This window comes from Micromonospora sp. D75, from assembly GCF_018070405.1.
Lineage (GTDB): Bacteria > Actinomycetota > Actinomycetes > Mycobacteriales > Micromonosporaceae > Micromonospora > Micromonospora chalcea.
The window spans coordinates 1-9,804 of sequence record NZ_JAGPXV010000168.1; the positions used below are offsets into that span (position 1 = coordinate 1).

The 9,804-nt window shown below is 69.8% G+C and carries 13 protein-coding genes, 2 tRNA genes, 1 other RNA gene and 1 pseudogene; 6 read left to right on the forward strand and 11 right to left on the reverse strand.

From position 1 onward, the window contains the following. Together KBX39_RS12890 and deoD are read right to left on the reverse strand one after the other, a co-directional pair. Positions 1-450: TetR/AcrR family transcriptional regulator (locus tag KBX39_RS12890; protein ID WP_210870651.1), on the reverse strand; the 450-nt coding region annotated here is incomplete at its 3' end. A 113-nt stretch (positions 451-563) separates the two neighbouring features. Continuing rightward, a complete protein-coding gene (deoD, locus tag KBX39_RS12895; protein ID WP_043327826.1) occupies positions 564-1,271 on the reverse strand; it encodes a purine-nucleoside phosphorylase in 708 nt (235 codons plus the stop codon). Positions 1,272-1,346: 75 nt separating this feature from the next. Between deoD and KBX39_RS12900 the strand changes: the two genes are divergently transcribed. Beyond that, positions 1,347-1,433: transfer RNA gene (locus KBX39_RS12900), tRNA-Ser, on the forward strand. 131 nt (positions 1,434-1,564) lie between these two features. Here the strand turns inward: KBX39_RS12900 and KBX39_RS12905 are convergent. Continuing rightward, the gene (locus KBX39_RS12905) at positions 1,565-1,744 is read right to left on the reverse strand and encodes a hypothetical protein (protein WP_210870653.1); all 180 of its coding nucleotides are present in this window, start codon (positions 1,742-1,744) and stop codon (positions 1,565-1,567) included. Positions 1,745-1,970: 226 nt separating this feature from the next. On the opposite strand from KBX39_RS12905, the gene KBX39_RS12910 reads away from it, so the two are divergent. Then, complete coding sequence (locus tag KBX39_RS12910) at positions 1,971-2,618, forward strand: response regulator (protein WP_210870656.1); 648 nt, start codon at positions 1,971-1,973, stop codon at positions 2,616-2,618. A 407-nt stretch (positions 2,619-3,025) separates the two neighbouring features. After that, on the forward strand, positions 3,026-4,009 hold the full coding sequence (locus KBX39_RS12915) for a hypothetical protein (protein WP_210870659.1): 984 nt from the start codon (positions 3,026-3,028) through the stop codon (positions 4,007-4,009). 43 nt (positions 4,010-4,052) lie between these two features. Here the strand turns inward: KBX39_RS12915 and KBX39_RS12920 are convergent, their stop codons facing one another. From KBX39_RS12920 to KBX39_RS12940, 5 genes are all read right to left on the reverse strand, one after another. Then, positions 4,053-4,616 carry a DUF4362 domain-containing protein gene (locus tag KBX39_RS12920; protein WP_210870663.1) on the reverse strand — a complete coding sequence of 188 codons (564 nt, stop codon included), beginning with the start codon at positions 4,614-4,616 and terminating at the stop codon, positions 4,053-4,055. Then, complete coding sequence (locus tag KBX39_RS12925) at positions 4,570-5,082, reverse strand: SigE family RNA polymerase sigma factor (RefSeq protein ID WP_036343304.1); 513 nt, start codon at positions 5,080-5,082, stop codon at positions 4,570-4,572. Before KBX39_RS12925 ends, KBX39_RS12920 begins: the two co-directional genes overlap by 47 nt. Before the next feature lie 83 nt (positions 5,083-5,165). After that, complete coding sequence (locus tag KBX39_RS12930; RefSeq protein ID WP_210870665.1) at positions 5,166-5,687, reverse strand: hypothetical protein; 522 nt, start codon at positions 5,685-5,687, stop codon at positions 5,166-5,168. Next, positions 5,684-6,298, reverse strand: a complete 615-nt coding sequence (locus KBX39_RS12935; RefSeq protein ID WP_210870668.1) for a hypothetical protein — start codon at positions 6,296-6,298, stop codon at positions 5,684-5,686. Before KBX39_RS12935 ends, KBX39_RS12930 begins: the two co-directional genes overlap by 4 nt. A 51-nt stretch (positions 6,299-6,349) precedes the next feature. Further along, a complete protein-coding gene (locus KBX39_RS12940) occupies positions 6,350-6,862 on the reverse strand; it encodes an NUDIX hydrolase (RefSeq protein WP_210870671.1) in 513 nt (170 codons plus the stop codon). Positions 6,863-7,015: 153 nt separating this feature from the next. On the opposite strand from KBX39_RS12940, the gene KBX39_RS12945 reads away from it, so the two are divergent. Both KBX39_RS12945 and KBX39_RS12950 read left to right on the forward strand, forming a co-directional pair. Next, complete coding sequence (locus tag KBX39_RS12945) at positions 7,016-7,348, forward strand: YciI family protein (RefSeq protein ID WP_210870673.1); 333 nt, start codon at positions 7,016-7,018, stop codon at positions 7,346-7,348. Next, positions 7,345-8,565, forward strand: a complete 1,221-nt coding sequence (locus KBX39_RS12950) for an RNA polymerase sigma factor (protein WP_210870676.1) — start codon at positions 7,345-7,347, stop codon at positions 8,563-8,565. Before KBX39_RS12945 ends, KBX39_RS12950 begins: the two co-directional genes overlap by 4 nt. 65 nt (positions 8,566-8,630) lie before the next feature. Here KBX39_RS12950 and KBX39_RS12955 read toward each other — a convergent pair whose 3' ends face one another. The 3 genes and pseudogenes from KBX39_RS12955 to KBX39_RS12965 all read right to left on the reverse strand — a co-directional run bounded on the left by KBX39_RS12955 (position 8,631) and on the right by KBX39_RS12965 (position 9,578). Beyond that, the gene (locus tag KBX39_RS12955) at positions 8,631-8,936 is read right to left on the reverse strand and encodes a helix-turn-helix domain-containing protein (protein WP_043327835.1); all 306 of its coding nucleotides are present in this window, start codon (positions 8,934-8,936) and stop codon (positions 8,631-8,633) included. Then, a pseudogene (locus tag KBX39_RS12960) lies at positions 8,936-9,229 on the reverse strand (type II toxin-antitoxin system RelE/ParE family toxin); the annotation flags it as partial. The gene KBX39_RS12955 and the pseudogene KBX39_RS12960, both read right to left, overlap by 1 nt. A 264-nt stretch (positions 9,230-9,493) precedes the next feature. Next, positions 9,494-9,578: transfer RNA gene (locus KBX39_RS12965), tRNA-Ser, on the reverse strand. An 81-nt stretch (positions 9,579-9,659) separates the two neighbouring features. Here KBX39_RS12965 and ffs point away from each other — a divergent pair. Next, positions 9,660-9,749, forward strand: an RNA gene (gene ffs, locus KBX39_RS12970) — signal recognition particle sRNA small type. The last annotated feature ends 55 nt before the right edge of the window (positions 9,750-9,804 follow it).

A 9,804-nucleotide genomic window follows, 5' to 3' on the forward strand; every position in this document is an offset into this window, starting at 1 on the left:
GAGGTCGACCGCCTCCTGGACGAGGCGTTCCAGCAGCGCGGTCCAGCGGGCGAACGCCTCGGCGAGCCGGTCGCGGACCGGGCCGGGGCGGGCGTTGTACTCGAACTCGGTGTTGGCGAAGAAGCAGCCGCCGGGCAGCACCCGGGCGGCGTAGAAGTCGATCCGGGCCTCGTGCAGCGCGCGCAGCCGGCGTACGCCCCGGGGCGCCTCCAGGGCGGGCGCGACGATCATCTCCTGCCACTGCGCGACGGCCCGGTCGACGGTGGCGAGCTGCAGCGCCTCCTTGGAGCGCCAGTGCGCGAAGAGGCCGGACTTGCTCACCTCCAGCCGGTCGGCGAGCTGGGCCAGGGAGAGGCCGTGCAGGCCGACCTCGGTGGCCAGCGCCACGGCGGTGTCCAGCACCGCGGTGCGGGTGCGGTCGCCACGGGCGACGCGGCCGTCGGAGGTCATGCGGGCAGCGTATCGGGAAACAAGCACGACCGGTCGTATTTATTTTTGTGACCCGGGTAACGCGCGACCGCCCCGCCACCTTGCGGTGACGGGGCGGCCCAGGGTCGATCAGGTCAGGCGATGATGGTGTCCAGCGCGATCTCGACCATCTGGCCGAACGTCTGCTCACGCTCCTGCGACGTGGTCTTCTCGCCGGTCTTGATGTGGTCGCTGACGGTCAGGATCGTCAGCGCGCGGGCCTTGAAGCGCGCCGCGATCGTGTAGAGCGCCGCCGACTCCATCTCCACCGCCAGCACGCCGTAGTCGGCGAGCGTGTCGTACAGGTCCGGCCGGTCCGTGTAGAAGGCGTCCGCCGCCAGGATCGGCCCCACCCGCATGCTGATGCCGCGCCGCTCGGCCACCTCGACCGAGGTACGCAGCAACCCGAAGTCGGCCACCGGGGCGTAGTCGATCAGCCCGTCGAAGCGCATCCGGTTCATGTTCGAGTCGGTGGACGAGCCGATCGCCGCCACCACGTCCCGCAGCTGCAGATCCTCGGTCAGCGCGCCGCAGGAGCCGACCCGGATCAGCGACTTCACGCCGTACTCGTTTACCAGTTCGTGGGCGTAGATCGAAGCGGACGGCATGCCCATGCCGGAGCCCTGGACGGACACGTCAACGCCGTTCCACTTGCCGGTGAAGCCCAGCATGCCGCGCACCGTCGTGTAGCAGCGGGCCCCCTCCAGGTAGGTCTCCGCGATCCACTTGGCCCGCAGCGGGTCACCCGGCATCAGGACCCGCTCGGCGATCTCTCCCGGCTCAGCGCCGATGTGCGTACTCATGGCAAAGATCCTGCCAGGCCGGGCCGAGGGATACCGGTTCGGCGTCCAAGCCGGCGGTCCTGTACCCTCGTCGGCGGTGGCGTGTCCGAGTGGCCTAAGGAGCACGCCTCGAAAGCGTGTGAGGGTTTACGCCCTCCGCGGGTTCAAATCCCGCCGCCACCGCCTTTGAGGAGGCGCAGCGCCCGGCAGTCCAGGAGGACTGATCCGGGCGCTTCGTCGTTTCCGCCTCATCAAGTCGCCGTCCGCCTGATGCCGCTTGTTAGACGGCGGGGGCGGCGGTTCGATTCCGCTCGTCAGTCATCCTGCCGCCGGGTTGTTGAGTCCTTGGCCAGATCGTCGATGATCCAGCGCAACGCCGAGACGGCGGTGGAGTATCGCAGGTATCGAGGGTTCTGGTTTGACTTGGGCTCGCACTGCATCCGCATTCGCCGAAGATCCTCAATCATCTGCTGGAGTCGCTTCTCCGGAGTCATAGCCGAAAGCGTGCCTGTTTGGTGCCAGGGAGGCAATAGCGACAGCTCCGTGGTCGCTACCGGATGCGGCGGACTCAAAATCGCAACCTGCGGACGACCTGTGGGCGGTCGGAATGAGTCGGCCATCCGCTACGCCTCTTCCTAATAAGGGGGTTGCAGGCATCGACGCAACTCGGCAGCGAACGGTATCCTTCGATGGGCTTGTTCAGGGGTGGACGGAGAGCAGATGTCCCAGACCATCGCCATTGAGTTGATCAAAGCTGTGCCTGCCATTCTCTGGGTTGCCTTCGCGGCGCTGGTCTACCTTTCCCTTCGGAACGCGATCATCCCGCAGATCGGCCGCCTCCACAGCGTGAAGACACCAATGATCGAGTTTGGCTTTGCCGAGCAGTTGCTGGTCGAAGCGGCGTCCCGGTCCGAGGCAAGCGCGCCACCTTCCGTCAGTGAGCAGCGTGCCGCCGTTTCCCGGCTGCAACACGCGGCCGAGATACTGAAGGGCGGTCGAATCCTCTGGGTGGATGACAACCCTGAATGGAACTTGCCCCTGATTCAGCTCTTTCGGCAGCTCGGCATGACCGTAGACACGTCACACTCCACGGACGAGGCTATGTCCAACCTCGGGAGCCGCTCCTACGACTTGATTCTCAGCGACATGCGGCGAGACACGGAACGTCCAGCGGAGCGTGCAGGTATCACCCTGCTCGACGCCCTTAAGCGTCGAGGAGTTCGAAGTCCTGTGATCATCGCGTCGGCGGGCTTCGATCCTCAGATCGGCGTTCATCCCGGAATCTTTGCCTACACCCAGGGCGTCGACGAAATTGTCCACTACGTCATCGACGTCATGGAACGGATCAAGTTCGGTACAGCCCTCTGACGCGCAGCCGAGTGGGGTGGGTTCCAGCGCCAGGGTCGGCGGCGATCTCGTCGGTTGCCGCTTCCGGGCAGCAGATGGTCAGCAGGGGCCGTAGCCCTCGTGAAGAGGCGGCGGGCCCAGTCCGCGTACCCGGCGATGTTCTCCACCCGGTGATGATCGCGGCCCTGGGGTCCGGGTTGCTGGCCGGGCAGTTCACCGGGGCCGTGGCGATTGTGGCCGGCGGGTCGGTGAGCGCCTGGCTGCTGCGGCGAGCGTCCGGACGGAGCTGAGCACTCGGCCCCGGCCCGCCCTAGGTATCCGGGCTCGTATATCTGCGCTGTCCTGCGGGATAGTGTCAGCGTCCGCTCAAGGGAGGAACCGCTGTGGTTTTCACGCCTGAACAACCGTTGGCACCCGCCGGACCGGTCATGTCCCGTTCCGGTGGCTCCTTTCGGCCGCACCTGATCTGGGAGGCGGTGCTGCTGGCGCTGACCGTCGTCGCCGCGGTGGTGTGGTACTCCCAGGACGGGTCGCGGCTGTCGCCGCTGGTGTTCAACATCGCCTCCGCCGGCCTGTTGGCGACCGCCTTCGCGCTGTCGCTGCGCACCGCCACGCCCAACCTCGCGGTCGTCGCAGTCGGGGCACTCGCCGGCCTGACGTACGCGGAGGTGCTCGACGCCGGCGCCCCGGTCCTCGTCGCGGCGGTCGCCGCGATCGCCGCCGCGGCGTTCTTCGGTCTCGGGATGGGCCTGATCGCCGGGCTGCTGCAGGCGCCCGGGTGGGCGGTGTCGCTGGGCGGGCTTGCCCTGACGCAGGGCATTCTGCTCGCCACCACCGGCAGCGGCGGTCCGCGGCGGCTCGCGAGCGAAGGTTGGATCCGGTCCGACGGTGCCGGGGCCGGGTGGCTGGTGCTGTTTCTCCTGCTGTCGATCGGCGGCGCGGTGGTGTGGTCGATCCCGGCGGTGCGGCGGGCGCTGAGCGGCAACCGGGTCGTCGCCGGGGAGCCGCTGTCGCCGTTCGGTGCACGGCTGCTGGGCGCGGTCATCGGCCTGGGCGGTTCCAGCCTGATCGCGGGCGCGGCCGGAGTCCTGCTGGCCGGCCGGATCGGTGCCGCAATCCCATCGGCCGACATCAGCCAGCTGACGTTGGTGGCCGGTGCCGTCCTGCTCGGCGGCGTGAGCGTGGCCGGCGGGCGGGGCGGCTTCGCGGGCACCGTGCTGGGGGTCACCCTGCTGTGCCTGGTGCAGATGATCATCCTCGTCGCGGACGGCCCCCGGTGGCTGCCGACTGTCGTCTTCGCGCTGGCGATCCTCGCCGGCCTGGGCGTCAGCCGGGCGCTGGAGGCCCTGCAACCGGCACTGCCCGCGAGCGTGCCGGGTGCCGGGCCGGCGGAGCCGACGCGGAAGTACTGACCGCTGTCAGCTCGGCCGGGCGTTCTCGCCGCCCGGGGGGTGGTCAGCGCGGTACCGGCGACGAGCACTGCCGGAACATGATCCTCCCGCTTGTGACCTCGGGGCCGGTGCACCTCTTCAGTACGAGACCCTGCCCGCCGCCGAACCTGTCCTGGCGGAAGTCGGTGGTCACCTCCACCGTGCCGTCTATGCCGACGACGTAGAGGGTCGGGATCGGGTCGCCTTCGTCCGTCGACGAGGTCACGGCGAGGCGGGCGGGGCGGTGCGCCTGGACCGCGTCGAGGAAGCAGGTGATCGCGGCTTCCGGTATGCGGTCCATGAGCCCGAGCACGTGATCGCCGCAGTTCACTGTGGCTCCCGTGCCAACAGGGGGCGAGGCGTCCGTACCTCCGTTGTTCGTCGCGGCCACGCCGGCGGACACTGTCGCGACTGTCAGGACCGCGACGAGCGCCACGCCGCCTGCCGTCCGTCGTCGACGTAGGCGCTCGCCGCGCGCGCGGACCCGCTCGGGTGGCGCCAGGTTCAGGGCGGCGGTGTCGTCCTCCAGCGCCGCGATGGCCTCACGGATGCGTGCTGACATCGGAGTCCTTCCGCTCGTCGTCGGCATCGAGCAGCGGGGCGAGCGCCGTACGCGCACGGGACAGGTAGACCTTGACGGTGCCGGCGGGCATCCCGGTGGTCTCGGCGATCTCGCTGATCGGCAGGTCGGAGAGGTAGTGCAGGACCACCACCCGCCGCTGCGACTCCGGTAGCTGCCGGAGCGCCGCCAGGACCGCGACCCGGTCCGGTGACGGCTCGGGCGCTTCTGTGGACGGGCCGAGTCTCGCCCGTGCGGCGAGCCAGCGTCGGACGCTGCGCCACCGGTTGGCGGCCAGCCGCCACGCGACCGTTCGTACCCAGGCTTCGGGCGAGTCGTAGCCGGACAGCGACGACCAGCGCGCCCAGGCGCGGGCGTATGCCTCCTGCACGACGTCCTGTGCCTCGCCGAGATCGCCGCAGACCGCGTAGACCTGGTGCAGGACCCGGGCCGAGGTCGCCGCGTAGAAGGCGTCGAAGTCGTCGCTCGTGCCCATCCGCATCGTCCCTCTCCCTGGCCGTCACACATATACACACCGCCAGGGGGCCACCGGTTACAGCCAGGTGGTCGAGCCGAATGTCAGCAGGGGCCGTAGCCCTCGTCGAAGAGGCGGCGGGCCCAGTCCGCGTACCCGGCGATGATCTCGCGGACGGTGACGCCGTCGTGCAGGAACAGGTACGCGCGGTCGCCGTCGCGGGCGAGCAGCCCGGCGAAGCGGTGACTGCCGGGCGGCGCCGGCAGGTCGGTGGCGCCGGGGTACGCGGCGCGGACCTCGCCGATCGGCGTGCCGGCGCTGATGCCCTCCGGTGTGCTCATCGGGTCGTCCAGCCAGAGCAGGACGAGCCGGTCGTCGACGAAGATCGGGCTGACCGCCCCGTGTCCGACGAGTGCGGGCCCGCAGGCCTCCTCGTCGGCGCGCAGCACGCCGCGGCGGGTCAGGTCCGCCTCGGTGGCGCCGAACTCCGCGTCGCGCAGGCCCTCCAGGCTGACCACCTGGGCGGCGCCGACGGGCCGCACCGGCCACTGTGGATGAACGCCGCTGCCCGCCACTGATGCGGCAGCAAGCAGTACGGCAATAAAGCCGAATTGTCGTAATTTCATGCAATCCCCCAGTCACCAACGGGACCGGGGCGATGAGGTTGCTGGTGCTGGCCGGATTGGCGAAGTTCCCACTCTTCGGCCAGCTCGTCCCAGTAGTCGGCGGACAGCCCGCGCCGGCCGTGCGTCAGCCAGCCGTCGGTGTCGCGCTCCAGGTGCAGGCCCAGCTCGGCGAACGGGTCGATCCACGCGCCCGGCTCCGCGCCCAGCCTGGCCAGCGCCGTGTTGATCGGCCACTCGGTACGCGGCCGGTCCAGCGCGGCGTCGTACCGCGGCCCCCAGCTCACCTCGCCGCCGAGCCACACCACCGCCGACTGGTGGCCCAGCCCGCCCGCGAACTCCGCCTCCAGGTACGCGACCGGGCCGCTGGTCGACCAGCGGGCCAGCACCTCCGCCAGCGGCGGCGAGAGCACCAGCCGGAATGGGCGCTCGGCGCGCGGCTCTTCGGTGGCGAAGTCCGGCAGCCCGCCGGTCAGCTCCTGCACCAGTTGCGGGGTCACCGGCAGCAGCGCGAAGTCCTGACGGAGCGCGGCGAGCACCGCGTGGTCCAGGTCGGCGGTCTGCTCGCGAAGCAGCTCGACGTCGGCGACCACGGCGCTGAGCTGGTAACTCATCCGGTCCTCTCGGCGTCCACAGGCTGTGGATAGAACATGTGTACGACGATCTCAGGTGGTTCCGTTGGTCAGATACCTCGGGCGTCCGTCGCTCAGCGCGGCCACCGCGTGACGCAGCCGATGCCAAACGTACGGGCGAAGCAGCCCCTGCGCATCATCGAGCGCAACGAATCGTGCGTCGGCCAGTTCGCCGTCAGCCGGTTTCAACGGCTCGGCGGGAGGCAGTGCACCGCCGTCGAAGATGAACATCAGGCTGTCGTCCCACGGGCCGTGCGGTGCAACCCAGTCCACCACCAGCAACGGTCCGATGCGCAGTTCGAGACCCAACTCCTCGCGCACCTCCCGCTCGGCGGCCAGGTGCGGCGGCTCGTTCGCCTCCGCCATGCCGCCCGGCAGGTCCCAGTCCGGCTTGTAGCGCGGATCTACCAGCAGGACGTCGCCGTCACCGTTGCGCAGCAGTACGTCGGCTCCCACCCGCTTCCGGGGCTGCCGCGCGTTGCCCTCGGCGAGGTGGGCCTGCCAGGCTGCCGGATCTCGCTCGTACAGGGGACGCTCGTCGGCCATACCGACGATTGTCGGCCGTCCTCACGCCGTCGGCAGCGGCCTCGGCGTTCGCGTACGAGAATCGCCTGGTCGATCTCGGCGGAGGTGGTCGGATCGGGGTGGAGGCGTTCGTAGCCGGGGTGACGGCGGCCGACGATAGTAAAAGAGGAACCGATGGCGCAGTACCTGATCTCCGTACTCGACGACACCACCGGCTCGGCCACCGACGCGGAGATGGCCGCGATCGGTGAGTTCAACGAGCGGCTGCGCGCCGACGGCCACTGGGTCTTCGCCGGTGGGCTCGCGGCACCGGAGACCGCCACCGTCGTGGACGCGCGGGACGGGAACCCGGTGTTCACCGACGGTCCCTACCTGGAGACGAAGGAGTACGTCGGCGGGTTCTGGATCATCGAGGCGCCGGACTTCGACGTGGCGCTCCCGCTCGCCGCGCTGGCGTCGCAGCGGTGCAACAGGCGGGTCGAGCTGCGGCCGTTCCTGGGCGCGTGACAGACGTCGGCGAGGCGCTCACCCGGGTCCACCGCGAGGAGTGGGCCCGGGTGGTCGCCACGCTCGCCCGGCGCATCGGCGATCTCGACGTGGCCGAGGAGATGACCGCCGAGGCGTTCGCCGCCGCCGTCGAACGCTGGACGGCCGACGGCGTGCCGCCGAACCCCGGCGCGTGGCTCACCACAGTCGCGTACCGCAGGGCCGTCGACCGGATCCGGCGCGAGAGCCGGCGGGAGGACAAGCACCGGGAGGCGCTGATGCTGACCGACGTGCCGGAACCGCTCGGTGTCATCGACGACGACCGGCTCCGCCTGATCTTCACCTGCTGCCATCCGGCGCTGGCCATGGAAGCGCGGGTGGCGCTGACGCTGCGCCTGGTCGGCGGACTCACAGTGCCGGAGATCGCCCGGGCGTACCTGGTTCAGGAAGCCGCCATGAGCCGGCGGATCACCAGGGCCAAGACGAAGATCAAGGCGGCCGGGATCCCGTACCGGGTGCCGTCCCGCGAGGACCTGCCGGCCCGCGTCACCGGCGTGCTCGCCGTTCTCTACCTGGTCTTCAACGAGGGCTACCTCGCCTCCGACCCCGACAAGGAGGCGGTGCGCGCCGACCTGACCGGCGAGGCGATCCGGCTCACCCGGCTGGTCCGTACGCTGCTGCCCGCCGACCACGAGGTCACCGGTCTCCTGGCTCTGATGCTGCTGACCGAGGCCCGCCGGCCCGCCCGGGTCTCCGCGACCGGCGAACTCGTCGTCCTCGCCGAGCAGGACCGCAGCGCCTGGGACCGCGACCTCATCGCCGAGGGCCACGCCTTGGTCCGCGCGTGCATCGCCGCCGCACGGCCGCCGGGCCGCTACCAGATCCTCGCCGCGATAAACGCCGTACACACCGACGCCCGCGACGCGCGGGACACCGACTGGTCGCAGGTCGCCGCGCTCTACGACCATTTGGTACGCGTCGACCCGTCGCCGATCGTGCGACTCAACCGGGCCGTGGCGGTCGCCGAACTGGACGGGCCGCAGGTGGCGCTCGCCGAGGTGGAGGGGTTGCCGCTGGAGGGATATCACGCGTACCACGCCACGCGGGCCGAGCTGCTGCGGCGGATCGGGCGGGGTGGGGAGGCGCGGGAGGCGTACGAGCGGGCGATCGAGTTGGCGGGGAACAGCGCGGAGACGGCGTACTTGAAGCGGCGGCGGGACCAGTTGGGCACCGGGTGAGGAGTGCCATGGAACGCCGAAGGGGCGCCGCAAGCGGTGCCCCTTCGTGTCTGTCTCTTGCCCACTCAGCTGAGGGTGACCCGCTCGCCCTCGAAGTCAGCGACGATCTCCACGTTGCCGCCGAGGGCCCTGATGTAACGCACAACAGTGCCGACCTCGGCCTTCGGCAACTCGCCGTTCTCGATCGCCGCGACGCGAGGCTGCGACACCTTCATGCGGTCAGCGACCTGCTGCTGGGTCAGGCCCCTGCGCTCGCGCATCTCGCGCAGGCGCGCGGCGCGGACCTCGCCGCGCATCCGCTCCTTGTGCTGCTCGACGGTGGTCTCGTTCAGGTCGGCGCGGGAGCGAACGTCCCGCCAGCTACGTGCCATCAGCGTTGTCCCTTCAGCTCTCGCAGGTGCTCGGTGAACTTCTGGTCCGCTTCGAGGATGCTGGTCTCGTACCAGCCTTTCCAGTTGCCGGCCTTGTCACCCGCGACCAGGAGGATGGCCTCCCGCTGGGGGTCGAAGGCGAACAGGATCCTGATCTCCGTATCCCCCGCCGAGCCCGGCCGGAGCTCCTTCATGTTCTTGTAGTCGGAGCCCTTCACATGGTCAACGAGGGGCCGCCCGAGGGCCGGGCCTTCCTCGGCGAGCAGGTCAATGGCGGCGGCCACCTGGCCTGCGGAATCCGGGTCATCCTTACTGAAGTGAAGGTCGGATACTACGTAGCGTCAGGAGTGCGACAAAAGATCAGCCTGTGTCTGCGCGCGAGTGACGGGGAGAGCTGATCTCTGTGATTCATGACAGCCGCCAGCGGTCTGGCCGAGCGGCCGGCCGCGAGCAACCAGGCGGGCCGGACCATGGCAAGGGAGACGAGGGCGAGCGTAGAGACGACTCAGGGCCGGTCCCGCGGGGGCCGGCCCTGTCGTTTTTCCTGCTCAAGCGAGCGGAGGATACGAGATTCGAACTCGTGAGGGTGTAAACCCAACACGCTTTCCAAGCGTGCGCCCTAGGCCTCTAGGCGAATCCTCCGCGAGCCAGGATACAGGTCCCGCGACGGCGGGCCACCCCACCCTCCCGGAAGATCCACAACCCTTCGGGTAGGCTTGGCGTCACCTCCCGTGCGGCGGTACCTCGTGAACCTCCCCAGGGCCGGAAGGCAGCAAGGATAAGCGAGCTCTGCCGGGTGCACGGGAGGCCTTTCTGTCTCCCGGGCCGGGTAACGTCGCTGCGGGTCGGGTCACGGGGTGGTGGGTGG

Coding starts and splice junctions, on each gene's coding strand:
- deoD (WP_043327826.1), bottom strand. CDS start 1,271: ATGAGTACGCACATCGGCGCTGAGCCGGGAGAGATCGCCGAGCGGGTC.
- KBX39_RS12905 (WP_210870653.1), bottom strand. CDS start 1,744: ATGACTCCGGAGAAGCGACTCCAGCAGATGATTGAGGATCTTCGGCGA.
- KBX39_RS12910 (WP_210870656.1), top strand. CDS start 1,971: ATGTCCCAGACCATCGCCATTGAGTTGATCAAAGCTGTGCCTGCCATT.
- KBX39_RS12915 (WP_210870659.1), top strand. CDS start 3,026: ATGTCCCGTTCCGGTGGCTCCTTTCGGCCGCACCTGATCTGGGAGGCG.
- KBX39_RS12920 (WP_210870663.1), bottom strand. CDS start 4,616: ATGCCGACGACGAGCGGAAGGACTCCGATGTCAGCACGCATCCGTGAG.
- KBX39_RS12925 (WP_036343304.1), bottom strand. CDS start 5,082: ATGGGCACGAGCGACGACTTCGACGCCTTCTACGCGGCGACCTCGGCC.
- KBX39_RS12930 (WP_210870665.1), bottom strand. CDS start 5,687: ATGAAATTACGACAATTCGGCTTTATTGCCGTACTGCTTGCTGCCGCA.
- KBX39_RS12935 (WP_210870668.1), bottom strand. CDS start 6,298: ATGAGTTACCAGCTCAGCGCCGTGGTCGCCGACGTCGAGCTGCTTCGC.
- KBX39_RS12940 (WP_210870671.1), bottom strand. CDS start 6,862: ATGGCCGACGAGCGTCCCCTGTACGAGCGAGATCCGGCAGCCTGGCAG.
- KBX39_RS12945 (WP_210870673.1), top strand. CDS start 7,016: ATGGCGCAGTACCTGATCTCCGTACTCGACGACACCACCGGCTCGGCC.
- KBX39_RS12955 (WP_043327835.1), bottom strand. CDS start 8,936: ATGGCACGTAGCTGGCGGGACGTTCGCTCCCGCGCCGACCTGAACGAG.